Below are 26,867 nucleotides of genomic sequence, written 5' to 3'. Positions count from 1 at the left end.
CATTTCAGTCAATGGCTGTGAAGGTGCTTTACAAATGAATTGTTTGTAAGCTAAAGGAGTAGAAAGGCTTTTGTGAGTCTGTCAATACCTTTAACTTCATTTAACGTTTCTCAGCGATGAATAGATCTATTTACTCTGTCGTTAGTCTTTGTATCAGTTTAGCTGGATGCTTAATTCTGTGGACGTGGCAATTTAGTCTACCTCTAGATTGTCATCAGTTCTCAAACTACCCATTTTCAACTGTATTCAATCTCATTTGGGGTCTTATTTTATTGGGAATCAGTTTTGGACTCAAGTTTATAATTACAGATATTCGAGAACGTCAGATTAACGAAGAAAAACAACAAATCCGTGAAGCCCGTTTCAAAGAAGCCCAACGAGTTTCTCGGCTGGGAAGTTGGGAATTTATTCCCTCTACAGGTCAAATTATCTGGTCTGAAGAAATGTTTCGGTTATTTGGACTCTATCCCCAACAGAACGAACCCAATTATACTGAATTTTTAGAATTGATTCATCCCGAAGATCGCTCCTCTTTAAACCATGCTGTTGAACGAACAGTTAAACAAGGAATACCTTTTAAAATCGATCATCGTATTATTCATTCAGATGCTTCTGTACGCTATTTAGAAGCCCGAGGTGATGTTATTTATAGTCCTCAAGGTGAAGTAATTCGGATGTTTGGAACCGGATTAGATATTAGCGAACAGCAAGCTGCACTTCGTGAACGCAAACAGCTTGAACTGGCTTTAAAAGAAAGTGAAAATCGCCTACGTTCAATTTTCGAGAGTTCACCTTATGGGATTTTTATCAAGGATTTGCAAGGAAAATACACCGATGTTAACCCCGCTTATGAACAAATGAGTCAGCTTAAACGAGAGCAACTTATCGGTAAAAGCGACTATGATATTCTTCCCTATGAATTTGCTAAAACTTGCCAAGCTAGCGATGAAGCAGCAATTGCAACTCAAGATCCGATTGTTTTTGAGGAGGAAGTTCCATTTCAGAACGGAATTCGTACACTTCTAATTACCAAATTTCGGCTTCTAAATAAAACAGATAAATCCTATGAGATTTGTGGTATTGTTTTAGATATTAGCGATCGCAAACAAGCGGAACTTGCACTTCAGCGACAAACTCAACAAGAAAAGGCATTTAACCAAGTTGTCCAACTGATTCGCAACTCCTTAGACTTGACAACAATTTTCTCAATCGCCGTTCAACAAGCTGCACAATTGATTGATGTAAAACAGGTGGCTATCGTTCAATATCAACCCGAAAATAAATATTGGATACATCTTGCTACTTATAGTCGTGATGCCAATATACCGGATACAACAGGCTATAAAATCTCTGATCAAAATAACCCTTTTGCGGCTCGACTCAAACAGGGTGAAATTGTTAGAGTTAATGATACGAATACCATTGAAGACCAAATTAATAAAACAATAACACAGGAATTTCCCGGTTCTTGGTTACTGATTCCTTTAATTGTTAATGGGATAGTTTGGGGGAGTTTCAGTCTCCTCAGAAATTTGTCGGATTCTCCTTATGAGGATGAACAAATAACACTGGCTTGTCGGTTTGCTGATCAACTCGCGATCGCGATCCAACAATCTCAATTATATGAGAAATTGCAAAAGGCAAATGAACAATTACATTATCTCGCCAATCATGATCAACTCACCCAAATTCCCAATCGTCGTTATTTTGATGAATATTTAGAACAGGAATGGAAACGTTCTGTTCGAGAACAAACACAATTAATACTAATTTTATGTGATCTCGATTATTTTAAACAGTATAATGATACATACGGTCATCCGACGGGAGATCAATGTTTACTTAAAGTTGCTCAAATCCTGAATCAAGTGATTCAACGTCCAGCAGATTTTATAGCACGTTATGGGGGTGAGGAGTTTGCGATTATTTTACCCAATACCGATGTAGAAGGAGGGATTCATGTTATTAAAAATATTCAAAATAAACTCTACACTCTCAATATTCCTCATACTAATTCTTTAGTAGATAATCAAGTCACACTCAGTTTTGGTCTTGCTTCTACTTATCCCAACCTTCAAAGTTCAGTTCAAGCTTTAATTAATAGAGCGGATCAAGCCCTTTATCAAACCAAACAAAGAGGACGAAATAATTATTCAATTAAAACGTTAAAAACTGAAAGAGAACATTAATATTTTAGTTGATCTTTTCGGTTTTTAGTCCTAAGATTTGATCCGCAATTTCCGGGGCGATAGGCATCACAGATAAACGATTTCCTCGTCGAACTAACAATAAATCATCCGGTGTAAATTCTTGTTTGAGTTGAGCTAAAGTAATCACACTTGGAAACTGTTCAACAAATTCGACTCGAACGGTTTGCCAACGTGGGTTTTCAGACGTTGATTTCGGGTCATAATATTGACTATTTGTATCAAACTGAGTAGGATCAATAATCTCCGTTTCAATAACCTTGACTAATCCGGTAATTCCGGGATATTTAGTGTTAGAATGATAGAAAAAAACTAAATCTCCCCGAGCCATTCGCCGCAAAAAATTTCGAGCTTGGTAGTTGCGAACACCATCCCAAATACAGCTTTTTTCCTGCTGCATCTTTTCAATACTGTAAACATTGGGTTCAGATTTCATTAACCAATAATTCATAGTTCAATCAGGAACAATCATTAACAGGATTTAGATGTTTTGAGAACAGAAGGTCATTTTAAGACGGTAAAATATCTTTCCGCTTTTGTACAAACCAAGTTAAGCCTAAATAAATCACAAGATGTAAAATTAATATTCCCCAATTTAAGCCCAAATTTTGCCAAGTCGGGTCATAAACAGAAGAAGCTTCAATGGGTTGAGATACCGTCGTTCCATCCGGTAACTGTACCGGTTCAGGAATTAACGTATTCACATTAACTAAAGAACCATAAGCCCCAATTGACCAACGACTTAACATTAACCAAGAAACAACTCGCCCTACCCCTTCCATTTTAAATAAAACCCCAGAAAAAATAATTTGGGGGAGTAAAATCAACGGTAAAGCACTATTCGCCTGAGAACTATTTTTTACTATTGCTGATACCATTAATCCCAAACTCATACAGCTAATTAGGGTTAAAAAACTGGTGATGCTCACGCCAATTGGCCATGAAATCAACTCAGAAGCGGGATGTTGGAAGCAAACTAAAATCACCAGACTCATTAAAATTGTTTGCAAAATTGCCAAACCCGAAAGCACAATAAACTTAGAACCAAAATAAGAAACTAAACCTAAATTAACGAGCCTTTCCCGCAAATAAATAGCAGTTTCTTTGACTACTTCTTGTAGAGAACTCGATAACCCAACCCAGAGCGCGGCTGAGGTAAAAACAAACAAAACTTGTCGGGCTAAAGAGGCAATTTTTAGACTCGGTTCGCTCACAAACGGATCTTGATCTCGGATGGCTAATCGGATTAAAATAATCCCCACAGGAGCCGTTAATAAGTTCAGCAATAAATTAACCGGATCACGTTTAGTTAGCTGAAAATAGCGTTGAGTTAAAATAGATAATTGTTCCGGGATTGAAGCCTGTTTCGGAGGAGGAGGAGCAATCGTTGTCGGTTGCGGTTCTCCAATACTCAAATGATTCGCAACATATTGTTTATACTCATTAGAACGCTGAAATTGAGCCGACCAAGCATGAGCATTATTTTCTTCTTCAAGTAAATTATAAATATCGGCAAAATCATCACTTTCAACTTGGAAAAACTCAAAGGCTTGTTGAGGTGGGCCAAAATAACATAAACGTCCGCCTCGTCCTAAAAAGATAATCCGATCACACAGTTTAATATTAGCAGTAGCGTGAGTCACCAAAATAATAGTTCGCCCTTGACTCGCCAGCTTTCGCAACAATAACATCATCTTTTTATCTAAACCGGGGTCAAGTCCTGATGTCGGTTCATCTAAAAAGAAAAGCACAGGATTTGTTAACAGTTCAACTCCAATACTAACCCGTTTCCGTTGACCGCCACTCAGTTGACTAACTAACACCTGACCCCGATCCAGCATTTCAATTTCATAGAGCGTTTTCTGGACAATTTCATTCACCTCAGTATCCGGGGGAAGTCGTAATTTTGCGGCGTATTCTAAGACTTCTTTAACAGTCAGATTTTGATGAATAATATCATCTTGAGGAACATAACCAATTTGAGTGCGATACAGAGAGAAATTTTTGCGTAAACTTTCTCCATTAATATAAACTTTGCCTTTTGTTGTCGGACTAATGCCTAAAAGGGTTCGCATTAGGGTTGATTTTCCTGCCCCACTTCCACCCACTAAAGCCACAAATTGACCCGGTTCAATGGCAAAAGAAAGGTCATTGAGCAACACTCTCGCTTTATTAGAACGATCTTTAACGAGGCGTAAAAGGCGCTGTGCATCTAAACGAATTTGAGTTCCTGTATCACATAACTCTAGAGTATTTCCCTGTCGAATCAGTGTAAACGGCCCGATCCGAATGGTATCGCGATCGCTGATTTTGATCGATTGCTTAACCCGTTTACCGTTAACAAATACACCTTGTTTGCTATAGTCTCGCAGTAAATAATCTCCGTGACCATCGGGTTCAAGAATAGCGTGACGACGAGAGACAACAGGCGAATCTAAATGCAGAGTAGCAGCCGGATCTCGACCCAATAAAACAGAACGATTTTCTAAAGCAATATATTCGCTGGTAAATTGAGTCAGTAAAGCTAAAGTATTTGGATTGAAATAACGCAGTCGAATTAAATTTTGAGGATTTTGACCGATTTTGATTTCAATGCCATTATTCAGCAAATAGCCCTCAAACGGAGTAATACGAGTATGATTAATAAATAATCCATTGGTGCTGGGTTCCTGGCTGTCTCCGTCATAAATCCAGTAAGACTCTCCCACCCGGCGAAAAACCGCATGACAACTTGAAATGACTTGCCATTGGGGAGGAACAACCAGATCAACCAATTGAGTATCGCGTCCGAGGAGATGGCGATCTTGAGTCAGTTCAAAATGGATAATTTCCCCTTGATTATTTAACTCTAAATAGGGGGAGGTTTTGAAGGTAATCTGCTTCCCGGGCGCGATCGTCATTGCTGTATTTTCACGTTGAGCTAATGTTTTAGCATAGCAGACTAACCAACCGCTTTCGGGGGAATTGTTATAAAGTTTTTGATTTTAATATTAATTTGATCCCAATATAGGGGTGAGACTGAAACCTCAATCAAAAGGTTCAACGGATCAAGGTGTCAAACCCTCAATATCCTTAAACTGAGGAAGGATAGACACGATTTGCTCCACCTGCCTACCGCAAAAGCCGATTCTACAAGGCTTCGACGAGTGGAAAGCCAGATGTCACAACATTGTTAACTCCCTGTCATACCCCTGTCACATCACTCCTCTATCTTAGGAATTGTCAGCCCAAAACACAGAACGTTCCTCGACAAGCTCCTCACCCCCTGGGCTGACTTTTTCTCAAACTTTTATTAAAGCAAATAACCTCGTTATATAAAATAAGTAACCATGACCACAGACCTCAAAGACTTAGAGTTTTCCTCTGACTTGAACAGTAAATCTGATCAGCCAAAATCATCGGATTCTATCGTGCAGAAAGTAATTGGCTCAACGGCATTAATCGTATTAGGTGCCGGATTAGCCCTTGGTGGAACAAATTTAATTAATGCTCAATCGAGGGCTGAGACGCTCTCAAAATATTCTATTATTCCCACAACTGACACTATTCCTGAGCCGAATAATGCCATTCAAATTCCCTCGAATTTTGTCGCGGCTGTCGTTCAAGAAGTGGGACCAGCAGTGGTGAGAATTGATGCTCAACGCACCGTCAACAATCAAGTTCCTGAAGCCTTAAATGATCCTTTTTTCCGTCGTTTCTTCGGCGAACAAATCCCCAATATTCCTGACAAACAAATACAATCGGGTACTGGTTCTGGCTTTATTATTGATTCTCAAGGTGAGATTATCACCAACGCTCATGTTGTCGATGGAGCGAGTAAAGTTACTGTTACCCTCAAAGATGGTCGTGAATTTGAAGGGAAAGTGGTTGGAACCGATCCGGTAACAGATGTTGCAGTGATTCATATTGAAGCGGATAATTTACCAACGATTAAACTCGGAAATTCTGAACAGTTGCAACCCGGAGATTGGGCGATTGCGATTGGAAATCCGTTAGGATTAGATAATACTGTAACTACGGGAATTGTCAGTGCAATTGGACGGTCTAGCGCTCAAATAGGAGTTCCTGATAAACGAGTTGAATTTATTCAAACGGATGCGGCGATTAATCCCGGAAATTCGGGCGGCCCACTCCTCAATCAACAGGGTGAAGTGATTGGGGTGAATACTGCGATTTTACAAGGCGCTCAAGGATTAGGGTTTGCAATTCCGATTAATACTGTTCAACAAATTGCCGAAGAATTAGTGGCAAATGGAAAAGTTGAACATCCATTTTTGGGAATTCAAATGTTAACTTTAACGCCAGAATTACAGAAACAGCTAAACAGTGATCCCAATAGTGGAATTATTGTCAATCAAGATCAAGGCGTTTTAATTGTTCGTGTTGTTCCCAATTCTCCGGCTGATCGGGCAGGTTTACGGGCGGGAGATGTGATTGAAAAAATCAACAATAAAATGGTGAAAGATGCGGATCAAGTGCAACAAGCCGTTAACCAAGAAAAGGTTGGTAATCAGTTAAAAATAGGGTTACTTCGTGACAGTCAATTTCTTGATATCAATGTCCGAGCGGGTGCTTTTCCTCAAGCCCAATCTTAACCCCTTTTAATCTAAACATTCTACTGTTTATGATCACCCTTATCCTCCTGAACTCAAAAACAGGAGGTTTTTTTAGCGATAAATAGCTATAAATTATGAGGTTTTGATCTCCGTTACTACCCAATCAAATGTTTCCAAAACTTTTGTGAGTTCGGCTTCATCTTGAACGGTAGATAAACGAATAGCAGGGGATCTAAACTCTGCTTTATTAACGGGAAGCGATACACCAATTGAACTAAATCGTCCTCGGAGTTCCACCCATTTTTCTTCGCGATCAAAAGGCGGCTGAGAACCATATTTAATCGAAGAAATTTCTAAGCGACCGGAAATATCAACACTAAATAACTTATGAGGTTTTCTACCTTTTTGATGCAAAATTGCGGCAAACCCTCCATAAATATCTCCGGTTCCCCATTGCACATCGGTTTCGGCTTCTTTTCGAGTCCAAGCGTGAATTTTTCGTGCCATTTCCGCTTCATCAATTCCGCGTCTAATCTTCAGTTCATCAAAGAAAGAATTCTCATCCCAGCGCCGTCTTTCTCCGGTTGCACTCGATTTTTTCTGCTGTGCTTCTGCGGTTTGACCAATCACACGCGGAACTAATGTTTTTAAGCCATCTTGAGAAACATATTGCTTGATTTCTAAAGCCCAAACTTCAACCGGATCTGTTTGTTCATTGAGAAATTCAACGATACGTCGTAAGGGGGCGGGAATTTCATCGGCGACAAAAATCAGACGAATTTTTCCGGCTTGGATGTTTGTTTTTACCTTTTGCCAAAACCGTTCTTCATCGGATTCTGAACCTAAAAATTCTTCAAAAACTTGTTCAGGATCACGACCTTGATCGCGACAGTTGGATTCAAATTGAGCAATGGTCGATTCGACTGGCCAATAAATTCCCACATTGGCTACATAGTCGAGCATTTGACCGAGCATTTTTTGACGAGTTTCGGCATTGTGAGAGCGTTTAATTTCTACCAAAGTTGGAATGGCATCTTGATCAAGAAATAAATGATCGATTGACCATCGCCCGCTTGCTTCTTCTTCGGCTGGAATCGTTACTTCCCGAGAAATGATTAACCATCGTCTCGGTGTTGCCCGATCAATTTCATCTCCAGCTAATAAATTTGGATAAGTTTCTAACAATTCCTGAAGCTGATCTTCTGAGTCATAAGCTTGTTCCATCATTTCCACAAGCTGATCGTCATCTTGGATCAGATATATACCTCCACCCATAGCTATTATGCCAATTTTTGTAAGTTTAAAATTCTAGTAGAAATTCTAGAGTTGAGATTCATCCCACCAACCTATCAATAATTTTGAAGACTGATTGATCAATTCTGAACTGCTGAATTCACCACTGACCTGTAAATACCCGTTCAGCAGGCCCACTCATATAAAGCCGTTCCGAGGCTGACCATTCAATCATCAGATTTCCTCCGGGTAATTCTACTGTAACTGAGCGATCGCAGTTTCCGGTTAATACACCTGCCACCACTACTGCACAAGCTCCAGTTCCACAAGCTAGTGTAGCACCTGCACCTCGTTCCCAAACGCGCATTTTGAGATAATCGGGTTTGATCACTTGGATAAATTCGGTATTGGTGCGTTCGGGAAACGCCGGATGATGTTCAAATTGGGGGCCAATTTCGGCGAGGGGAATCGCCGCCACATCTTCGACAAAGGTAATACAGTGAGGATTACCCATGCTGACACAAGTGACTTTCCAGGACTGTTCAGCGACAGAGAGAGGAACATTGACGACTTTTTCATCGGCTTTCGTCAGAGTGGTGGGAATTTCGACCGCTAGCAGTCGAGGTTGACCCATATCGACTTTGACCTGTCCGTCTGCTAAAATCTCGGGAGTAATCACTCCTGCCAATGTATCGATTTTGTAGCTGACAGAAGACGGAATTTGGTTGATTTTACCGTCACGGTGTTCTAAATCGGCGATGAATTTGGCTAGACAGCGAATCCCGTTCCCACACATTTGCGGTTCTGAACTATCAGAGTTGAAAATCCGCATGGTATAGTCAGTGTTGGAGGTGCCAGGCAAGGCAAAAATTACCCCGTCAGCACCGATCCCAAAATTGCGATCGCACATCTGCATCGCCTGTTCTGGAGTAATGAGGGGTTCTGATTGATGCCGATTGTCAATCAAGATAAAGTCATTACCCAAACCCTGGTATTTTGTAAACTCAATTGCCATTGCATCTCTCCACGGTTCACAAAAATAAGTCTAGCAGAGGGCAGAGGGCTTTACATCTTTAGGGGCGAAAATTATTAATGGGTCTTGAAAAGTCTATCTAAAGAGAGATGATTTTCTGGGGTTCTCTGTGATTCAAAGCGTTAAACATTTACAAAACTATCCTCAGTGATGGAGAATGCAGTCACATTGTTTAAAATAGCGATGGGTTGATTGAGTTCCAATAGACCAATTACGGTGGAAGTATCCCGTTGAAAAATCGCTAAGTCAGCAAACGTGATCGTGTTGTCGAGTACAATTAAATCTTCACCGACTTTAAAATCTTCAACAATATCAGTTCCACTATGGCTAGAGAAAACGAAATAATCCCGATCTTCTCCACCCGTTAAGGTATCGTTTCCTTCATCTCCAAACAGCCAATCAACTCCGGCTTTTCCTTTCAAGATATCGTTATCCTTTCCTCCATGAAGACTATCATTTCCTTCACCCCCACATAGGATATCTGCGGCTTGGTTTCCACTGAGAATATCATCTCCATTTCCACCAATTAAAGTGTCATTTCCACCAGCAGCCTGTTCATCTTCTGTATCTCCAAACAGAATATCATTTCCATCATTTCCACAGAGTTTGTCATTTCCTAAATCTCCAAAGAGAAGGTCATCTCCAGTTTCACCATATAGAAAATCGTCTTCTTTTCCTCCGCGAATTGTGTCCTGACCTTCACCTCCCATCAGGGTATCATTATTACGATTTCCGCCGATAAAATCATTTCCAGACCCCCCGCTAGCCATATCTTTTCCTTGCATTTCAGTCGCATTGGGGTCATTTGTATCACCGAATAAGGTGTCATCGCCATCATCACCTGAGAGGGTATCATCTCCGTGATCTCCCCACACTAAATCATTGTCTTTTCCGGCGAAGGAAATATCATTTCCCTTACCCGTATAGATAATATCTTCTCCCTGACCTCCTTGTATTAAATCATTGTCTTGATAACCAAATAAGACATCTTTTTCTTCGGTGTTCCCAACCGCTTTTTCACTCCCATTAGAACCCACAATTGTATCATTTCCGCGATCGCCACAGAGGGTATCATTTCCTTGATCACCGAATAGTTGATCGTCACCTTGACCTCCGTAAGCAAAATCATCGCCTTCATCTCCCATCAGCATATCTTCACTCTCATTTCCGGAGATGAAATCATTTCCAAAACCGCCACTTATCCAGTCGTTTCCGTTGGTGTCGCGAGTTGAAGAAAATTCATCATCTCGACCTCCTAAAAGACTGTCATTTCCATCGTCTCCGATCAGGCTATCGTGACCCATATCGCCACGTATTTGATCATCGCCTTTTTCCCCTTCTAGCCAGTCTTGACCTTCGAGTCCATTAATAATATCATCCCCTCCAAAACTGAAAACTGCTTCGTTATTTGAGGTTCCAGTCAGGATATCATTCGCCTCGCTTCCATGAGTGGAAGTTTCCATTGTTACAACAAGATTAGCATTTAAAGTTGGATGATTTGGGAAATCAACTGCTTCGATTTCAGGAATTATTGAACATCCACAATTAGAGTTATTTCCTACTGGAATAGGTAGGGGTGAGTTTTCTTCCTTTCCTCCATCATCGCTTCGTGAAATACTTGTTTCTTCTGTTTTTTCAGTAGTAGGAATAGAGGATAATTTAGGTGTATCTTTCTCGTTATTTCCACTATTAACAGGAGTTTCATTTCCTCCATTATCTATAGGAGTTTCAGTTTCTTCGTTATCTATAGGAGTTTCAGTTTCTTCGTTATCTATAGGAGTTTCAGTTTCTTCGTTATCAACAGGAGTTTCAGTTTCTTCGTTATCAACAGGAGTTTCAGTTTCTTCGTTGTTTCCATTATCAATGGGAGTTTCAGTTTCTCCATTGTTTACAGGAGTTTCAGTTTCTTCGTTATTTCCATTATCGACAGGAGTTTCCTTTTCTCCGTTATTAACAGGAGTTTCAGTTTCTCCACTATCGACAGGAGTTTCAATTTCTCCGTTATTAACAGGAGTTTCCTTTTCTCCGTTATTTCCTTTATCAACAGGAGTTTCCGTTTCTCCATTGTTTACAGGAGTTTCAGTTTCTTCGTTATTTCCATTATCAACGGGAGTTTCAGTTTCTCCGTTATTAACAGGAGTTTCAATTTCTCCACTATCAACGGGAGTTTCCTTTTCTCCGTTATCTATAGGAGTTTCAGTTTCTTCGTTATCAACAGGAGTTTCAGTTTCTTCGTTGTTTCCATTATCAACGGGAGTTTCCTTTTCTCCGTTATCTATAGGAGTTTCAGTTTCTTCGTTATCAACAGGAGTTTCAGTTTCTTCGTTGTTTCCATTATCAATGGGAGTTTCAGTTTCTCCATTGTTTACAGGAGTTTCAGTTTCTTCGTTATTTCCATTATCGACAGGAGTTTCCTTTTCTCCGTTATTAACAGGAGTTTCCTTTTCTCCGTTATTAACAGGAGTTTCCTTTTCTCCGTTATTAACAGGAGTTTCCGTTTCTCCATTGTTTACAGGAGTTTCAATTTCTTCGTTATTTCCATTATCAACAGGAGTTTCCGTTTCTCCATTGTTTACAGGAGTTTCAGTTTCTTCGTTATTTCCATTATCGACAGGAGTTTCAGTTTCTCCGTTATTAACAGGAGTTTCCTTTTCTCCGCTATTAATAGGAGTTTCATTTTCTCCGTTATTTCCGTTATTAATAGGAGTTTCAGTTTCTCCACTATCAACAGGAGTTTCATTTTCTCCGTTATTTCCGTTATTAATAGGAGTTTCAGTTTCTCCACTATCAACAGGAGTTTCAGTTTCTTCGTTATCAACGGGAGTTTCAATTTCTTCGTTATTTCCGTTATCTATAGGAAGTAGATTTTCGTCTTCGTCGCTAACCGTAATATTAATAACTTGAATATCGGTTAACCCTTCCGAGTCTGTCACCGTCACTTCCACTTGATAGACGTTATCTCCATCAAGATCTGTGGGATTTTCAAAGTCGGGAGATACTTGAAAACTCACTTCTCCAGTTATCGGATCAATGGTTAATAAATCCTGATCGTCTCCCCCACTAATACTATAGGTTAAACCATTACCTTCGCTGTCGTTGTCATCGGTTGTATTAATGTCTGTGACTAAAGTTGTGTTTTCAGGAATGATGATTTCAGGAGAGTCAACTTCTGGGTTATTCGACAGTTGAGGATTCGTATTTTCGTCTTCGTCGCTAACCGTAATATTAATAACTTGAATATCGGTTAACCCTTCCGAGTCTGTCACCGTCACTTCCACTTGATAGACGTTATCTCCATCAAGATCTGTGGGATTTTCAAAGTCGGGAGATACTTGAAAACTCACTTCTCCAGTTATCGGATCAATGGTTAATAAATCCTGATCGTCTCCCCCACTAATACTATAGGTTAAACCATTACCTTCGCTGTCGTTGTCATCGGTTGTATTAATGTCTGTGACTAAAGTTGTGTTTTCAGGAATGATGATTTCAGGAGAGTCAACTTCTGGGTTATTCGACAGTTGAGGATTCGTATTTTCGTCTTCGTCGCTAACCGTAATATTAATAACTTGAATATCAGTTAACCCTTCCGAGTCTGTCACTGTCACTTCCACTTGATAGACGTTATCTCCATCAAGATCTGTGGGATTTTCAAAGTCGGGAGATACTTGAAAACTCACTTCTCCAGTTATCGGATCAATGGTTAATAAATCCTGATCGTCTCCCCCACTAATACTATAGGTTAAACCATTTCCTTCGCTATTTTTTTCATCGGTTGCGTTAATGTCTGTGACTAAAGTTGTGTTTTCAATGATTGAAATATCCGCTTCTTTACCCTCTCCATCGCTAGTAATTTTAGGAGGAATTTTTATGTCTTGTTGAACAAAAATACGACCCACAGAAATCAAGTCTAAACTTCCAAAGTAGTTTCCTTGTAAATCTATTTCTGGTGTGTTATTTGGAAAATCCGTTAAACCCACTAAATCATTGTTTTCATCAACATCTGGGGGAAAAATAGAGAAACCATAGAAAGTTTGATCATCAATAATTTCCAGATCGGCGTAGCTAATAAAAACACCAGCGACAGCCTGCGAACCTCCTAAAACTCTTGTTGAACGTAAATTCGGTTCATTCTCATCTTTTCGCATAACTTCAGCGAGAATAGAAGATGATGATTTCCCCCAACTGTCTATACCAATACTTTTAAGGGTTCCAAATTCTGTCGGATTTCCTTGTTGATCAATTGCTGTTATTGGTGCAATTTTAAACGGATCATTCCCATTTCTTTCTACAATTAAAAAGCCAATTTTACCCAAAAATTCCTGTGGACTTGACAATCCATTGATTGAAACTAAGTCTACTCTTTCAATGTTATTATTATTTCCGTCTTCATTTCCTTGATTCGTAAAAATATTATCTGTTCCTCTATTCACCACATTACTCAGTAAACTCTCCTCCATTGTGGTGACAATAGAAGGTTTTAATAAAAGATCGGTTTTGGTTCTATCTTGCTGTTCAAACCAAATGATTTGTCTTTCACCTTTAACAATATCATTATCAACGCGCTTGATGTTAATTCGATCAACAAATGACAGTAAATCATAGTTTTCACTAGCGTTACTGGTAAAACCTGTAATCGTGAGGTTGTTTTCTTCTCCAACTTGAAAGTCGTGTTTAAATGTCTTTTGAGGAGAGTTTACCTCTTGGACAGTATATTGATCGTCAGTATTTTCAGTCAGATTATCGTAGACAGCAATTAGATCTTTAATAGGGATAGTCATAATTTTGCACTCTGGTTTTATTTTAATGTTTTAATTAGATTTTGAACAAATATGGACAGTTTAATTAATGATTTTTATGGGATAAATTAAGACCACGAAATTTACAGGCTAGGTAATCTTGTCGAGGGATACTTCAGTCCGTTTATTCACATCTACGTGTTTTTGCGGACTTAAGCTATACTTCCAGTGTAGTTTACAAAAAACTCAATGTCCGTATTTTCTCGGTAACTTTACAGAATTTTTACAAACTTACTAATTTGATAAATATTAGATAGAATATTAGGAAAAAAATATTAAAATTTATATAATATGTTATACTTTTCTGTACACCTCTTTTCTTGCAAATACTTGTAAACTACGAGTTGTAGCCAAAGTTATCTATTTTGAGTCCCATTGCAGTGTGTTTGTCTCTAAACTCAAACTTTGAGATAATTTTTTTCAGTATCTCTGTATTTTTTTAACTCAATGCTATCCGTAAAAACACTGAAATTTTGCCACTCTTGAAAACTGATTCTTTTTCCCTCAAATAGAGATAGGTTTAAATCAATTTAATTTTCTATCGGATTAGAGGATTCAAGGTAAAGGAGAAATGGAATCAAGGTTGAACTCAATCAGACTTAGCCTCAAATTCCCAAAAATATACCGTCAACGGTTCCAATACAAACCATGACGGCTAAATACTCAGGATTATTGACAATCTCTACAACATTCTACAAACGACAGGCTTCTACTTGTCGCACTACCGTTAACGCCGAATAAGACACACCCGCAGTTCCTTCACCCGGATGGGTACAGTCTCCAACTAACCACAACTGTTTAAAAGGGGTTCGGTTCGCAAACCCAAATGGGCCAAAGGTCGGAATTCGTTGACCTATTCCCCCAACTACCCCTTGATCCCGAGCGGTAAAATGTGCGAAAGTACGAGGTGTAGCGGCTTCTTGGTAAATGATAGTTTCCGGAGTGAGGTGAAAATAGGAACTCAACCGGGCGATCACTTCTTCTGTATACTGTTGTTTTAAAGCTTGATAATCTTGACAATTCCACCATTGGCGAGTATCTGTAAAACTAGAAGCAGTAATCGTGGCTTTCCCCTCGGGTGCGCGTCCATCACCGGGATGACTCACCGAAACAAACAGAGAATTATTCTCACCAATTAACTGATCATAATCATAGAGAAATTGCAGATGAGGCGGACATCCAGCCGGAATTGCAGATTGATCTACACCTAAATATACAACGAAAGCACCAGAAGCCGGAGGAAGTTTATCGACTCTGCGCTGATAACCCCGTTGAAAAAGCCCAGAGGGAGTTTGAGGTTGACTACTCCCCATTTCCGTCAGTTTGACTAAATTCTGAGTTGTCACATTTGCAATGACAAAATCAGCCGTTTCTCGCCAAACTTCATCTGTTTTTTGATTTTTTACTCGAACTGCGGTTGCTTTTCCGTTCTCGGTTTCTATCGCTTCGACAGTATGACGCATCAATAGTTTACCACCATCTCGTTCTAAAGCGGCAACTAAGCGATCGCTTAATACTTGCATACTGCCTTGTAAATGATACAACCCTTGAGGTTCTTGAGAAACCCCTAAAGCCGTTGCTGCATATAATAACGCTGTTTCTTCGGTATCCACTTGTGAATAGAGTTTTAGCTGTAAATCTAAAAACGTTTTTAACCGTAAATTGTCATCCAACTTGCACAAACGCAACGCATCTGCAACAGTCATAAAAGTAAACGGAAACGTGATTGTTGTATCAGGACGAAGCGCTTTTATCAGTTGCCAAATATCCCAAAGATTGCGAGGAGGTAACACCGGATCTCGCCCTTGAAATCGCCAACTGGCTTGAAATAATCGGTTCATTAATAACCAAAACGGTTCGCTACCGGGAAACTGTTTTTGACGTTCGTTTTGCCATTTTTGTGAATTTCTCCAAATATTAATCGGTTCGGTTTCATGGGGAAGAAATACCGCACAAGCGGGATCGCAAGGCGTCGATAAAGGGAGTTCGATATTTAGTTCAGAAAAAATCCGATGATGAATTCCTCCCGGTTCGAGTCCGGCGACCTGGGTTGCACCGACATCAAAGGTAAACCCCCGTCGTTTGAAGGTAGAAGCACATCCTCCGGGAACAATGGCTTGATCGAAAATGAGAACTTCATACCCTCGATGGGCGAGTAATGCGCCTGCGGTGAGTCCCCCAATTCCCGCACCTACAACGATAACTCGAGGTTGTGAGTGATTTTTGTGAACCGTTGACATGAATAAGCTTAATATTTATTAACGTTTTTGATCATAATTCAAGTTTTGCGATCGCGCAGAAATTCCCGAACGAGGGGACTCGAATGTTAAACTAATCGTTATTCGGTGTTTTTATAACTCCTATTTTTTATGTCTGTAGCGAAAGATTTAGAAGCTTGGCAAACTCAAAACTTCGAGGAAATTGAAATTCCTCCGAGTGATTTATACAGCGAGGAACCGCCTTTGGAAAGTTATCTACATCTCAAACAAATTTTATTGTTGTTATCGGGTTTGGAATGGTTCTGGCAAGATAGAGATGATTTTTTTGCAGCCGGAAATCTGACAATTTATTATAGTCCCCGTCAGATTAAAACTCAAGATTTTAGAGGGCCTGATTTTTTTGTAGTATTAGGAACTGAACGCAAACCCCGTAAAAGTTGGGTGGTTTGGGCAGAAGAGGGGAAGTATCCGAATATTATTATTGAATTGCTTTCCGACTCAACCGCCAAGACAGATAGAGGAGAGAAAAAGCTGATTTATCAGAATACTTTCCGCACACCGGACTATTTTTGGTTTGATCCCCATACCTTGGAGTTTAGAGGGTTTCATTTGCTCGATGGAGAATATCAAGACTTACAACCGAATGAAAAAGGTTTGCTTTGGAGTCAACAACTTCAACTTTGTTTGGGGGTTTATCAAGAACAGTTGCGGTTTTTTACGCCAGAAGGGGAATTGATTTTAACGCCAGAAGAAACGGCAAAAGCTAATCAAGAACAATTGGAAATGGAACGACAACAATTGGAAATGGAACGACAAAAAAATGACAAATTAGCCGCAAAATTGCGAGAGTTAGGGATTGATCCTCAAACTTTATAGATATCGCAGTCAGAAGTATACTGAATATTAGCCAATCGGTTTGACAACTCTTGATTCAAAAATATTACCAAGAGAAGCAGGTTTAAAGCCCCGTCGTAAACGACGGATTATTTTTGTGCTACGATAGTTTATCGTCAATGACGATGATAAGCTATGCTCGTCTACGAAATGAAGTTGCAACAAGGAACTGAATCTCAGTACAGTCGGTTGGATCAAGCCATCCGCACTGGTCGATTCGTCCGGAATAGCATCATCAAAGCGTGGATAGACGGCCAAGTTAAAAGTCGTAACGATGCTTATGCCTACTGCAAACTGCTGTCAGACAACCCGGAGTTTCCGTGACTACTCCCACATCAAATCAGAGATTATGATGTGGGCTTCCCAAACTCACGAATGAGACTTGCTGATCCTCAATATCAATAATTGATTGATCACAGCCATTGAGCGGCAGTCCAACCGCTAGTAATGCACGATTCAAAATATTGATTCCGCTATTCCAATCGCGGTCAATCGCGACTCCACAACTGGAACAGTGATGAACTCTATCACTCAGACTCTTTTCAACCCTAGAACCACAATTGAAGCACTCAATACTTGTACCCCGTGGATTAACTTTCTCGATTAACAAACCGCGTTTGACCGCCACTGCCTGTAAGATTTCCAGAAATGACCCCCACGCTGCATCATGTATTGATTTTGCTAGTTTTGTTCTGGCGAGTCCTTTGATGTTGAGATCTTCATGTGCAATCAAATCATACTTACTACATAACCAGTGAGCTACTTGATAGTGGAATTCCTTTCTACAACGAGTTAAATGAAGGTGCAATAAAGCTACCTTCTGTTTAGCTTTCTCCCAGTTTTTAGAACCTTTCACACGGCGTGACATTGCTCGTTGAGTTTGAGCTAACCTATCAGCCGCTTTCCGGTAGAACTGAGGAATTGCAACAGCCTCACCATCTGATGTGGTCAAGAATTTCTCTAACCCCACATCAATACCGACAGCAGATTTAAGCTCATCTACAGGTAACAACTCCGGAACGCTGTCATCAAGCATTGATCTGCAACAATACCAGCCGTCTGCTTTTTTGATGATGGTGCATTGTTTCAGGGTGAAGCCGTCCGGTATCGGGCGGTGCATCACCACAGATATTTCACCAATTCGACTCAGCTTAAGCACCCCATCTTTTATATGCGCTCCTGCTCTGGATTTATTGACCCGTGGGAATACAAATGACCGTAATTGACCTTGTTTCTTAAATCTGGGGCGACCGCCACGTTTTCCAGTTTTGTCAGGTTTGCGCCATTTATCCCAAGCTTTGTTTAGTCGTTGTAGGTTAACTTGTTGAGTTTCGGCGTAGATTTGCACATACTCAGGGAACAACCGCTTAGTTTCCTTGAGAGCCGCCTGTTGGCTATAATAGTTAACAGTTTGAGGAATTTCACCAATCGGCTCACTAACGATACTGCACCTATCAATCTGACAACGAGTCCGATTCAAGCAATCAAGCCTTTGTCCTAGAGCATAGTTCCAGTGACGACGCAACAATTCTAGCCACCTTTCCATGGTGGCGACTTGCTCGGTGTTCGGCTTGATTCGGTAGACGTAAGTGAGTATCATCATTTGATTGTAACACTTGTCGTGACATGGTGAAAGGCAACTATACTAAAAGCAATAGGTCAGTTTATCGTCTTACTGTACATATTGTATTCGTGACCAAATACAGGCGAAAAACCATTACAGACGAAATATTAACCAGACTGAATCAAATCTGTGCTGATACCTGCATCAAATGGGAGTGCAGTCTGATTGAGTTCAACGGTGAACATGATCATATCCACCTTTTAATTGACCTTAACCCTAAAGTGGCTCCGGTTAAACTGATAGCAAATCTCAAAACCGTTACCAGTCGTCTGATACGTCAAGAGTTTGCAGGACACCTGGAAAAGTTTTATGGCGACAAAAAAGTTTTCTGGACAGGTTCTTACTTTATTGCATCTTGTGGCGGTGTAACAATAGAACAATTGAAAAGTTATGTTCAAGATCACGCATACCCCGTCGGGCAATTCCCCTCCCGCTAAATCGGAGATTATAACGGGAGACCCCTTGCCCTGTTAGTTGGGGAAACCCAATTAAGTAAGTCAACTCGTAGAAAGAGGAAATCCAAATCGTGAGATTTGGAATCCCCGTCGTTTACGGCGGGGAGGATGTCAAACTGAGAGTAAGTTAATCTAGCCGAAAGCAGTAATCGCGATCGCAGAGTACAAGGATGATTGAATCCGATTATTCGGTTAATTGTGAATAATGTCTCAAACTGTGCTGAAGATTAAAGGCAAGCATCTTAAGATGGAAAGTGAAAAAACAACGTGGGATGGCAGCCAATGACCTCAATTTTAATAAAACCCTCTTCTAGTCGTCCGATCAATGCACCAACGGTACATCGGCTCCCCAACGGTCTCACGATTGTAGCAGAACAGTTACCCGTCGAGGCGGTGAACCTAAATGTGTGGTTGAATGTCGGTTCGGCGAATGAACCGGATAATATTAACGGCATGGCTCACTTTCTAGAACATATGGTGTTTAAAGGCACACCCCAACTCGAAATGGGAGAGTTTGAGCGACTGATCGAAGAACGGGGGGCTGTCACCAACGCCGCCACCAGCCAAGATTATACTCACTATTACATTACAACCGCACCTCACGACTTTGCCGAGTTAGCCCCGCTACAACTCGATGTTGTGTTTAATGCGAGTATTCCCCATGATGCCTTTGAACGGGAACGGTTTGTCGTACTTGAAGAAATTCGTCGTTCTGAGGATAATCCTAGTCGTCGTTCTTTTCGACATTCGATGGAAATGGCGTTTGAACGGCTTCCCTACCGACGTCCAGTATTAGGGCCATCTGAGGTAATTGAACAAGTCACCTCTCAACAGATGCGAGATTTTCATCGCACTCACTACCAACCTAGTTCAACAACAGTCGCCGTTGTGGGAAATTTACCAGCCCAGACGTTGATCGAAATTGTTGAAAATTCGATTAATGAGATCAATCCTCAACCCTGGGAAACAACCGTTGAACCCCATAGCACTAACTTAACTCCAGAAACCTGTTTTGATACTATTGTTCGACAGGAGATGGTTGATGAAAGCTTACAACAAGCAAGGCTGGTGATGATTTGGCGAACTCCGGGGTTGAATCAACTTGATGAAACCTATGCGCTTGATATCCTGGCAACCATTTTAGGTCAAGGACGAACCGCTCGTTTTGTTCAAGATTTGCGGGAAAACCGAGGCTTGGTTTCGTCGATTTCCGTCAGTCACATGACTCAACGCCTACAAGGAGTATTTTATATCTCCGCTCGGCTTCCGGTGGAAAATTTGGCTGAGGTTGAAGCTGCTATTATTCAACACATGGAACGGATACAAACTGAGTTGATCTCAGAGGCGGAAATTGCTCGCATTCGCACTCAAGTCGCAAATCGTTATATCTTTGGGAATGAGACACCTAGCGATCGCGCTGGATTATATGGTTATTATCAATCTGTTGTTGGAGATTTAACCGTTGCCTTTAACTATCCGGCTCGTATTCAAGCGATCAATGCTGAAGATCTACGCTCTGCTGCTCAAAAATACTTGTCAGCAAAAGCTTATGGTGTCACGTATCTTAAACCGATCACAGCCTGATTATCCAAATTGGAGTCAGAATTGACTTCCGTTGTCGAGAGAACTAAAGTTGATCGAGACATCGTAGCCCAGTTATTGTAAAAATTGGAGAATAGCTTTTCTCCAGACCTTAATTTAATCTCCTGATAAGAGATCGCAACTCATGACTAGGACTGCTCAATCACCCTACACCAACGAACAAACCACTGCATGGTTACGTGGATTATTAACTCTGGCTTTGGCAGATGGACAATTTGATGCAGAAGAACAAGAGCTGATTGTTTCTCTCACCCATGAACAGTTGGGGACAGATACAGATGTATCGACCCTCGAACCCATTTCACCCCAGGAGTTAGCCACTCACTTAGGAAAAGGAACTGAAATGGCAGAAAACTTCCTCAGAACTGCCGTAATGGTTGCTTTAGCCGACGGGATTTATTCCGTGTGTGAAGATGACCTCATGCACCAGTTTTGTCAGGCTCTAGATCTCGATGATCAGGTTTTGAAATCTCTACGCCATACTTTAGAGGATCTTGAGGCTCAACAAGCTCAAACGAGCCAAGGGGAGACTCTGAAGCCGGGGGGAGAAGGACATCAGCAGCTTGATGTTTTGCATCCGGTTAAACATTGGTTGGATGACTGGAAGGTTCACGATCCCAAGGTGGCTCGTTTTATCTGCAAGATGATTCCTCCTCAATGTCCCTTTGAACGGGATGTGACTTTGTTTGGTCGCAAGATTGTTCATATTCCGCCCATGTGCAAAGTTAACCCTCTCTATGAACAGCTTGTCGGTTTGCGTTTTCGGGCGCTTTCCTATTTAGCTGATGATTGCGAGGAAGATATCTCGAAGTATATTTAGAAGCAAAATCAAGCTTCTGTATTGATGTCCGAGAATGTTAACAAGCTGGAATTTTAGGAATTTTGAGGCATTTTCTCAATTGAGATCTACTCAAGCGATCAGAGAATTTGATTTTTTGTCACTGTGTGATCTCTCGAAAGTTGAGATGAATGCCTCAATTTTCTGGGCTAATTATTGTTTTTTATTGCAATCATTAGCTCAATTTTATTCTTCTTGAAAATCAAATAAAACCTACAACCCTAGCCCTACAATTATTACTTCAAAAAAAAGCAACTTTTGGGGAATTTTACACTTAATTTTAATCTAATCTTGAATTACTCTTAACCCCTTTCCAGTTAAAAGATGAGTCGCAGAATTTTTTGATTGAACGAAATATTTAATCAAGCCACAACTTATACTATAACAAATATCAGTAGCCTAAAAAGATTAATTTTTTTAAAGTTGTAGATAACTCTGCTTAATCTGCCAGAACTCGTATTCTGACGAACCTCGATTTGTCAAGCCTTTTGAACTCAAAATCCACAATTGAATGATTAAAAATTAAAAATATTTTTTATTAAATCATAGTTTATTTATATGAATTTAAAGTTTAGATCAGCAAATCTTAATTTTTTATTAAAAAATTAAAAAGTAATCAGTTAATAATCGCTAACTTTTCTAAGATCAACAGCAAAGCTAAAAAGACCTTTACCCTATACTGGGAGAGAGATTTAACGTTTTTTTGTTCTCTTTTAGATTTGTCATCAAACAGTTTAAGATTAACAAAGCGATCAAAACTGTATATTTTGATTGTTTTCAAGTTCTGTGGTTGAATGGGAGATGTCTTCTGGTTTGCTGCTGTCAACTCACTTCTAAAAACCTGGAATGAAGCCAAGCTCAAACCAACATGATTAATCAGATGGCGGTAGCACACAACTGGAAACTTGAACATTCTTCTTGAGTAAGAATTTTGACGAGTCAGGCTTCTTCCGTGAAAGAAAAAGAAAGAAAGCATAATTACAGAAATAGCAATGCAAACTGAATACAAAACGCCTTCTCAACAACAAGAATACGGTTCTGACCCCATTGCGGTTCGGGACACTGCTCACTATCAGCGTGAATATATTCAGGATTTTGTTGGCAAATGGGATCAACTGATCAGTTGGGAAGCCCGAGCCAAAAGTGAAGGAAACTTCTTTATTGATATTCTCAAAGAACATGGCGCTCGTAAAATCCTAGATGTCGCTACCGGAACCGGATTTCATTCCATTCGTTTACGGGAAGCTGGCTTTGAAGTCGTCAGCGCAGATGGAAGTCCTGAAATGCTATCAAGGGCTTTTGAAAATGGTCGCGATCATGGATTGATTTTACGCACTGTTCAAGCGGACTGGCGTTGGCTCAACCGTGATATTCATGGTAAATTTGATGCGGTCATTTGTTTGGGAAACTCTTTTACTCATCTATTTTCTGAACGCGATCGTCGTAAAGCCCTAGCAGAATTTTATGCTGCTTTACGTCATGATGGTCTGCTGATTTTAGATCAACGTAACTATGATGGCATCCTCGATAGCGGTTTTTCTTCCAAGCATATTTATTACTATTGTGGAGAAAATGTTAAAGCAGAACCCGAACACATCGATGACGGTTTAGCTCGTTTTCGTTATGAATTTCCCGACCAATCTGTTTTTCATCTGAATATGTATCCCTTACGGAAAGATTACACCCGTAAGCTGATGCAGGATGTGGGTTTTCAACGGATAAAAACCTATAGTGACTTCCAAGAAACCCATCACCAAGATGACCCAGACTTCTTTATTCATGTTGCGGAGAAGCAATACGAAACTGAAGAACAAGGGATCCGAAAAACGACCTATTCAAATACAGTTGATACGGCTCGCAACTATTACAACAGTGACAGTGCAGATGCTTTTTATGCCAGCATTTGGGGGGGAGAAGATATCCATGTTGGGATTTACAAAAGCGAAGATGAACCTGTCTTTGATGCGAGTCGCCGCACAGTTGAACAGATTGCTTCTCGTCTCAAACTCAATGAAAATAGCCGAGTTTTAGATATTGGTTCAGGTTATGGCGGTGCCGCTCGTTATCTCGTCGAAAAGTTTGGCTGTCATGTCACTTGTGTGAATCTGAGTGAAGTTCAAAACGAACGCAATCGCCTGTTAAATCGGGAACAGGATATCAGTTCAAAAATTGATGTTGTTGATGCAAGTTTTGAAGATATTCCCTTAGATGATCATAGCTTTGATGTTGTCTGGTCACAGGATGCCATTCTACACAGTGGAAATCGATCTTTAGTTCTTAAAGAAGTTTATCGAGTTCTCAAGTCCGGTGGAGAGTTTATTTTCACTGATCCGATGCAAAGTGATGACTGTCCTGAAGGCGTACTTCAACCCGTTTATGATCGGATTCATTTGGATTCTTTGGGTTCGATTGGATTCTATCGTCAAGTGGCAAAAGCGACAGGGCTTGAGGAAATCGAAGTGATCGATCTTTCTGAACAATTAGTCAATCATTACACTCGGGTTCTCAAGGCAGTTGATGAAAATTATCAAGAAGCCCTAGAAAGCTGCGGTGAGGATTATATTGAACGGATGAAACTGGGTTTGAATCATTGGATTGAATCTGGAAAGAAGGGCTATCTCAGTTGGGGGATTTTGCATTTTCGCAAAAAATAGTTTTTCTCAATTCAACTCAGTGTTGAACTGAAGATCAGATTAGACTTCTGTGGGAGAACTTTCTCCTACAGTTTTTATCTATTGACAAAATTCAGTAATTATGTATATAGTTTGACCCCGGCTCAAAAGTAGAATGTTCTAGGTAGCCGATTGACAGAGAGAAATGCTTCAATGGAAAAGCCTTAGAAATTATTGAGTTAGATATCAGTAGTTTCTGGTTCTATACAGTCCTTTCTCCTGTCAGTATAGTTTAAATAATAATTCAACACTCTAATTAATCGCTTAAATAGTACCCAAAAATAGGGGGAGAAGAAACTTCCCCATACTCCCCCTTATCCTTCAGGTTGATAACTACCAAACCCGATACTGGTCATTTCCTGGGGTACCCAGTCTGTATCCATCGCTTCTGGAGGCGCAATATCGGCTCCCAAAACCACACCCATTTCACTAGAAGACTCTAAACCAGGCGTCGATGCAGCATCAGTTTCAGACTGGTGTTGACGAGACTGAGGCCCATTTTCTTGCAGCAGTTTTTGCATTTCTGGGGGAATACTCGTTTCCGGTGCAGACTGTTGAGACAGCCAAGCAATTCCTCCTAATGACCCCGCTAAAATTGCAGCATAACCTAGATAAAGATGAACCGAATTGAGATAAAAATTAGAATCAAGTTCAGCCTTTGACCAAGTGGGAACCAGATGTTGTAAGGGATCAGGGGTGGGAATTGAAGCCGCCATTGCTGTTCCATTCAGTCCCAAAGCATTCCCCAAACGACAAATAAATCCCCGCAGGTAAACATCTTCTGGGAGTTGGTCAATTTCACCCGTTTCCAACGCCCGCAGGTGAGACAGAGGAACCAGGGTTTGACGATGAAGCTGAGTTAAAGACACTGAAAGGGCTTCACGGGCTTGTCGCAATTCTTGACCCACCTGACGCAAACTGGCTTCGCGTTTTTGGATGGATTGGGCGACTAACTCTGCTTTTGTGAGTCTTTTTTGGCGTTTTTTCGGTTTCTGAGGTGATGAATCCTCTACTGAGTCTGAGTCAAAGGTTTGCGCCTCAGATGAAGTTTCATCCAATTGAGCAGTTACAGACAATGATTGTACTTCTCGAGAAGCCGCATCATTAACCGCTTTACTCGGAGAGACAGCCGCAACTTCTAGCATTGAGGAGGCGATGTCCTCAGCGTGAGCGGAAGAATTGACTCCATTAGAACCATCGGAACTAGAACCATCGGAACTAGAACCATCGGAACTAGAACCATCGGAACTAGAACCATCGGAACTAGAACCATCGGAACTAGAACCATCGGAACTAGAACCATTGGAACTAGAGTTGTCTTTTGGAACAGTTTGTACTATAGTTTGAGACTGGTGAATTAATATTTGCTTAAGAGCCAGTTGAATCGCTTCCCGACCGACAGCCTTGATCAGAATCTCGCCCTTTGGGGCTGAATCTCCTAGAACTTTTTGCAGATTAGCAAGAGCAATCTGGTAGACTTGACTGTGGTGCAGTTCAGTCTCGATTTGACCTAAAAGCGATCTCAAGCGTTCTGGTGATACTTCAACAATGTTCGGCTCTGCGAGGCCGACGCCAACTAAGGAGTTTAGTTCCATATTGAATAGTTTGTTGTTACTCAGTACAATACCATCTGAGTCACATCTTCTATTACTTGCTCTTAATTCCGGATGAGGACACCACCATTATAGAAGAAATAGGGAGTCCCGGAGACAGAGAACAAAAAAAATAGGGACGGTTGGCTCAGGATTCTTCACGTTGACTTGAAACTGATTCAAGTTTGTCAGCCTGAGCTGATTTGTGCTGCACAATCGTCCCTGTGGGTTAATCTGCCCACCAGAACCGCAGGGCTGTTTCATTCTCAATTAAAAATTGCCGAGGGTGATGGGGTGATGGGGAGAGGTATTTTTTTAAGTTGACATCCTCCCAACCTCCCAACCTCCCGACCTCCCGACCTCCCGACCTCCCGACCTCCCGACCTCCCGACCTCCCGACCTCCCAACAAATCAAGTTTAGGGCAACGCGCACGGCCATGACTAGAACCGGGGTTGAGGAACACTCCATCACTCTTTGTAGATTTGTTCAATTAACCAGATTGCACTGAGAATTCCGACAAAATGAGCCACAATCGTATGGGTATTGGCCAGAACAATAAAAATATCCAGGGGTTGAACAAAGTCCCGCACATTTACAGAAGCTTCTAAAATCCCCCGAGGTTGAGACACTGCCTTTGCCAACAAAATCCCATTAATTGCTTCGGCTCCCAATAAAGTCAGGAGCATTCCGACCATATTGGCAATTAAACTCACCCGCATTTGCTTCATAGTTTCGCCGCGACTTGGCCGCCCCGGCTGGGGGCCACGCAGTTGTTGACTCAAGCGGGTATGATAAAAAGCACGATAGGTACTAAACCCCAATACCCCCAGACCTGCAAAAGCAAACAGTAATCCTCCTTCTACTCCTGAACTTCCACCTTGAGTCGGACTTTGATTCGCGACTAAAATTGCAAATAACAGAATGATGCCAGAAACAACAGCTAGCACTAATTGAATCCAAAAACTAATCCAACCCGCTCGACGTAGTGAAAAGGCGACTCGGCGCACGGCTGGGGATTGCGGTGAAGAGTCAGATTGATTGGACATTGGCTTAGAAAAATGGAATATAAACGAATTGAACTCTGGGGAAAAATCAAGACCCCAATGCAGTCAAACACTCTTTATCAGGATAATTGAAAATAGTCC

At 40.8% G+C, this 26,867-nt stretch carries 17 protein-coding genes and 1 pseudogene; 8 read left to right on the top strand and 10 right to left on the bottom strand.

What is annotated here, in order from left to right; genetic code table 11:
• The first annotated feature begins 272 nt into the window (after positions 1–272).
• Positions 273–2,189 carry a GGDEF domain-containing protein gene (locus L8106_RS29215; RefSeq protein ID WP_009782234.1) on the top strand — a complete coding sequence of 639 codons (1,917 nt, stop codon included), beginning with the start codon at positions 273–275 and terminating at the stop codon, positions 2,187–2,189.
• 4 nt (positions 2,190–2,193) lie between these two features.
• Here the strand turns inward: L8106_RS29215 and L8106_RS00735 are convergent, their stop codons facing one another.
• Positions 2,194–2,658 carry an EVE domain-containing protein gene (locus L8106_RS00735; RefSeq protein ID WP_009782233.1) on the bottom strand — a complete coding sequence of 155 codons (465 nt, stop codon included), beginning with the start codon at positions 2,656–2,658 and terminating at the stop codon, positions 2,194–2,196.
• A gap of 58 nt (positions 2,659–2,716) precedes the next feature.
• Positions 2,717–5,107, bottom strand: a complete 2,391-nt coding sequence (locus L8106_RS00730) for an ATP-binding cassette domain-containing protein (RefSeq protein WP_009782232.1) — start codon at positions 5,105–5,107, stop codon at positions 2,717–2,719.
• A 429-nt stretch (positions 5,108–5,536) separates the two neighbouring features.
• Here L8106_RS00730 and L8106_RS00725 point away from each other — a divergent pair, with 429 nt between their 5' ends.
• The gene (locus tag L8106_RS00725; RefSeq protein ID WP_009782231.1) at positions 5,537–6,802 is read left to right on the top strand and encodes an HhoA/HhoB/HtrA family serine endopeptidase; all 1,266 of its coding nucleotides are present in this window, start codon (positions 5,537–5,539) and stop codon (positions 6,800–6,802) included.
• 93 nt (positions 6,803–6,895) lie between these two features.
• Here L8106_RS00725 and L8106_RS00720 read toward each other — a convergent pair whose 3' ends face one another.
• The 4 genes from L8106_RS00720 to crtD all read right to left on the bottom strand — a co-directional run bounded on the left by L8106_RS00720 (position 6,896) and on the right by crtD (position 16,065).
• The gene (locus L8106_RS00720) at positions 6,896–8,038 is read right to left on the bottom strand and encodes a hypothetical protein (protein WP_009782230.1); all 1,143 of its coding nucleotides are present in this window, start codon (positions 8,036–8,038) and stop codon (positions 6,896–6,898) included.
• A gap of 118 nt (positions 8,039–8,156) precedes the next feature.
• The gene (dapF, locus tag L8106_RS00715) at positions 8,157–9,011 is read right to left on the bottom strand and encodes a diaminopimelate epimerase (RefSeq protein ID WP_009782229.1); all 855 of its coding nucleotides are present in this window, start codon (positions 9,009–9,011) and stop codon (positions 8,157–8,159) included.
• Between the two features lie 140 nt (positions 9,012–9,151).
• Entirely contained in the window at positions 9,152–13,807 is a 4,656-nt protein-coding gene (locus L8106_RS00710) for a cadherin domain-containing protein (RefSeq protein ID WP_009782228.1), read from the bottom strand.
• A gap of 710 nt (positions 13,808–14,517) precedes the next feature.
• Positions 14,518–16,065, bottom strand: a complete 1,548-nt coding sequence (gene crtD, locus L8106_RS00705) for a C-3',4' desaturase CrtD (RefSeq protein WP_009782227.1) — start codon at positions 16,063–16,065, stop codon at positions 14,518–14,520.
• 129 nt (positions 16,066–16,194) lie between these two features.
• On the opposite strand from crtD, the gene L8106_RS00700 reads away from it, so the two are divergent.
• Both L8106_RS00700 and L8106_RS30170 read left to right on the top strand, forming a co-directional pair.
• Positions 16,195–16,920 (top strand): Uma2 family endonuclease, encoded by a 726-nt coding sequence (locus tag L8106_RS00700; protein ID WP_009782226.1) that lies wholly within the window; start codon positions 16,195–16,197, stop codon positions 16,918–16,920.
• A 153-nt stretch (positions 16,921–17,073) separates the two neighbouring features.
• A pseudogene (locus L8106_RS30170) lies at positions 17,074–17,259 on the top strand (RNA-guided endonuclease TnpB family protein); the annotation flags it as partial.
• Between the two features lie 19 nt (positions 17,260–17,278).
• On the opposite strand, the gene L8106_RS00695 reads toward L8106_RS30170, so the two are convergent.
• Positions 17,279–18,538, bottom strand: coding sequence for an RNA-guided endonuclease TnpB family protein (locus L8106_RS00695; RefSeq protein WP_039895177.1), 1,260 nt, complete (start codon positions 18,536–18,538; stop codon positions 17,279–17,281).
• Positions 18,539–18,567: 29 nt separating this feature from the next.
• Here L8106_RS00695 and tnpA point away from each other — a divergent pair, with 29 nt between their 5' ends.
• The 3 genes from tnpA to L8106_RS00680 all read left to right on the top strand — a co-directional run bounded on the left by tnpA (position 18,568) and on the right by L8106_RS00680 (position 21,439).
• Entirely contained in the window at positions 18,568–18,999 is a 432-nt protein-coding gene (gene tnpA / locus L8106_RS00690; RefSeq protein ID WP_083798356.1) for an IS200/IS605 family transposase, read from the top strand.
• A gap of 300 nt (positions 19,000–19,299) precedes the next feature.
• Positions 19,300–20,601, top strand: coding sequence for a pitrilysin family protein (locus tag L8106_RS00685; RefSeq protein ID WP_009782222.1), 1,302 nt, complete (start codon positions 19,300–19,302; stop codon positions 20,599–20,601).
• Positions 20,602–20,743: 142 nt separating this feature from the next.
• Positions 20,744–21,439: a DUF533 domain-containing protein gene (locus L8106_RS00680; RefSeq protein WP_009782221.1), complete on the top strand. Its 696-nt coding sequence runs from the start codon at positions 20,744–20,746 to the stop codon at positions 21,437–21,439.
• Between the two features lie 634 nt (positions 21,440–22,073).
• Here the strand turns inward: L8106_RS00680 and L8106_RS00670 are convergent.
• Positions 22,074–22,433: a hypothetical protein gene (locus L8106_RS00670; RefSeq protein ID WP_156803548.1), complete on the bottom strand. Its 360-nt coding sequence runs from the start codon at positions 22,431–22,433 to the stop codon at positions 22,074–22,076.
• Between the two features lie 16 nt (positions 22,434–22,449).
• On the opposite strand from L8106_RS00670, the gene L8106_RS00665 reads away from it, so the two are divergent.
• Positions 22,450–24,111 carry a methyltransferase domain-containing protein gene (locus tag L8106_RS00665; protein ID WP_009782219.1) on the top strand — a complete coding sequence of 554 codons (1,662 nt, stop codon included), beginning with the start codon at positions 22,450–22,452 and terminating at the stop codon, positions 24,109–24,111.
• A 332-nt stretch (positions 24,112–24,443) separates the two neighbouring features.
• Here L8106_RS00665 and L8106_RS29210 read toward each other — a convergent pair whose 3' ends face one another.
• Together L8106_RS29210 and L8106_RS00655 are read right to left on the bottom strand one after the other, a co-directional pair.
• A complete protein-coding gene (locus L8106_RS29210; RefSeq protein WP_009782218.1) occupies positions 24,444–25,724 on the bottom strand; it encodes a RodZ family helix-turn-helix domain-containing protein in 1,281 nt (426 codons plus the stop codon).
• A gap of 465 nt (positions 25,725–26,189) precedes the next feature.
• The gene (locus L8106_RS00655; RefSeq protein WP_009782216.1) at positions 26,190–26,768 is read right to left on the bottom strand and encodes a DUF3611 family protein; all 579 of its coding nucleotides are present in this window, start codon (positions 26,766–26,768) and stop codon (positions 26,190–26,192) included.
• Positions 26,769–26,867: the final 99 nt, after the last annotated feature.

Origin of the sequence: Lyngbya sp. PCC 8106 (assembly GCF_000169095.1) — a bacterium.
In the GTDB taxonomy this organism is placed as follows: domain Bacteria; phylum Cyanobacteriota; class Cyanobacteriia; order Cyanobacteriales; family Microcoleaceae; genus Capilliphycus.
This window is presented reverse-complemented; position numbering and strand designations above follow the sequence as displayed.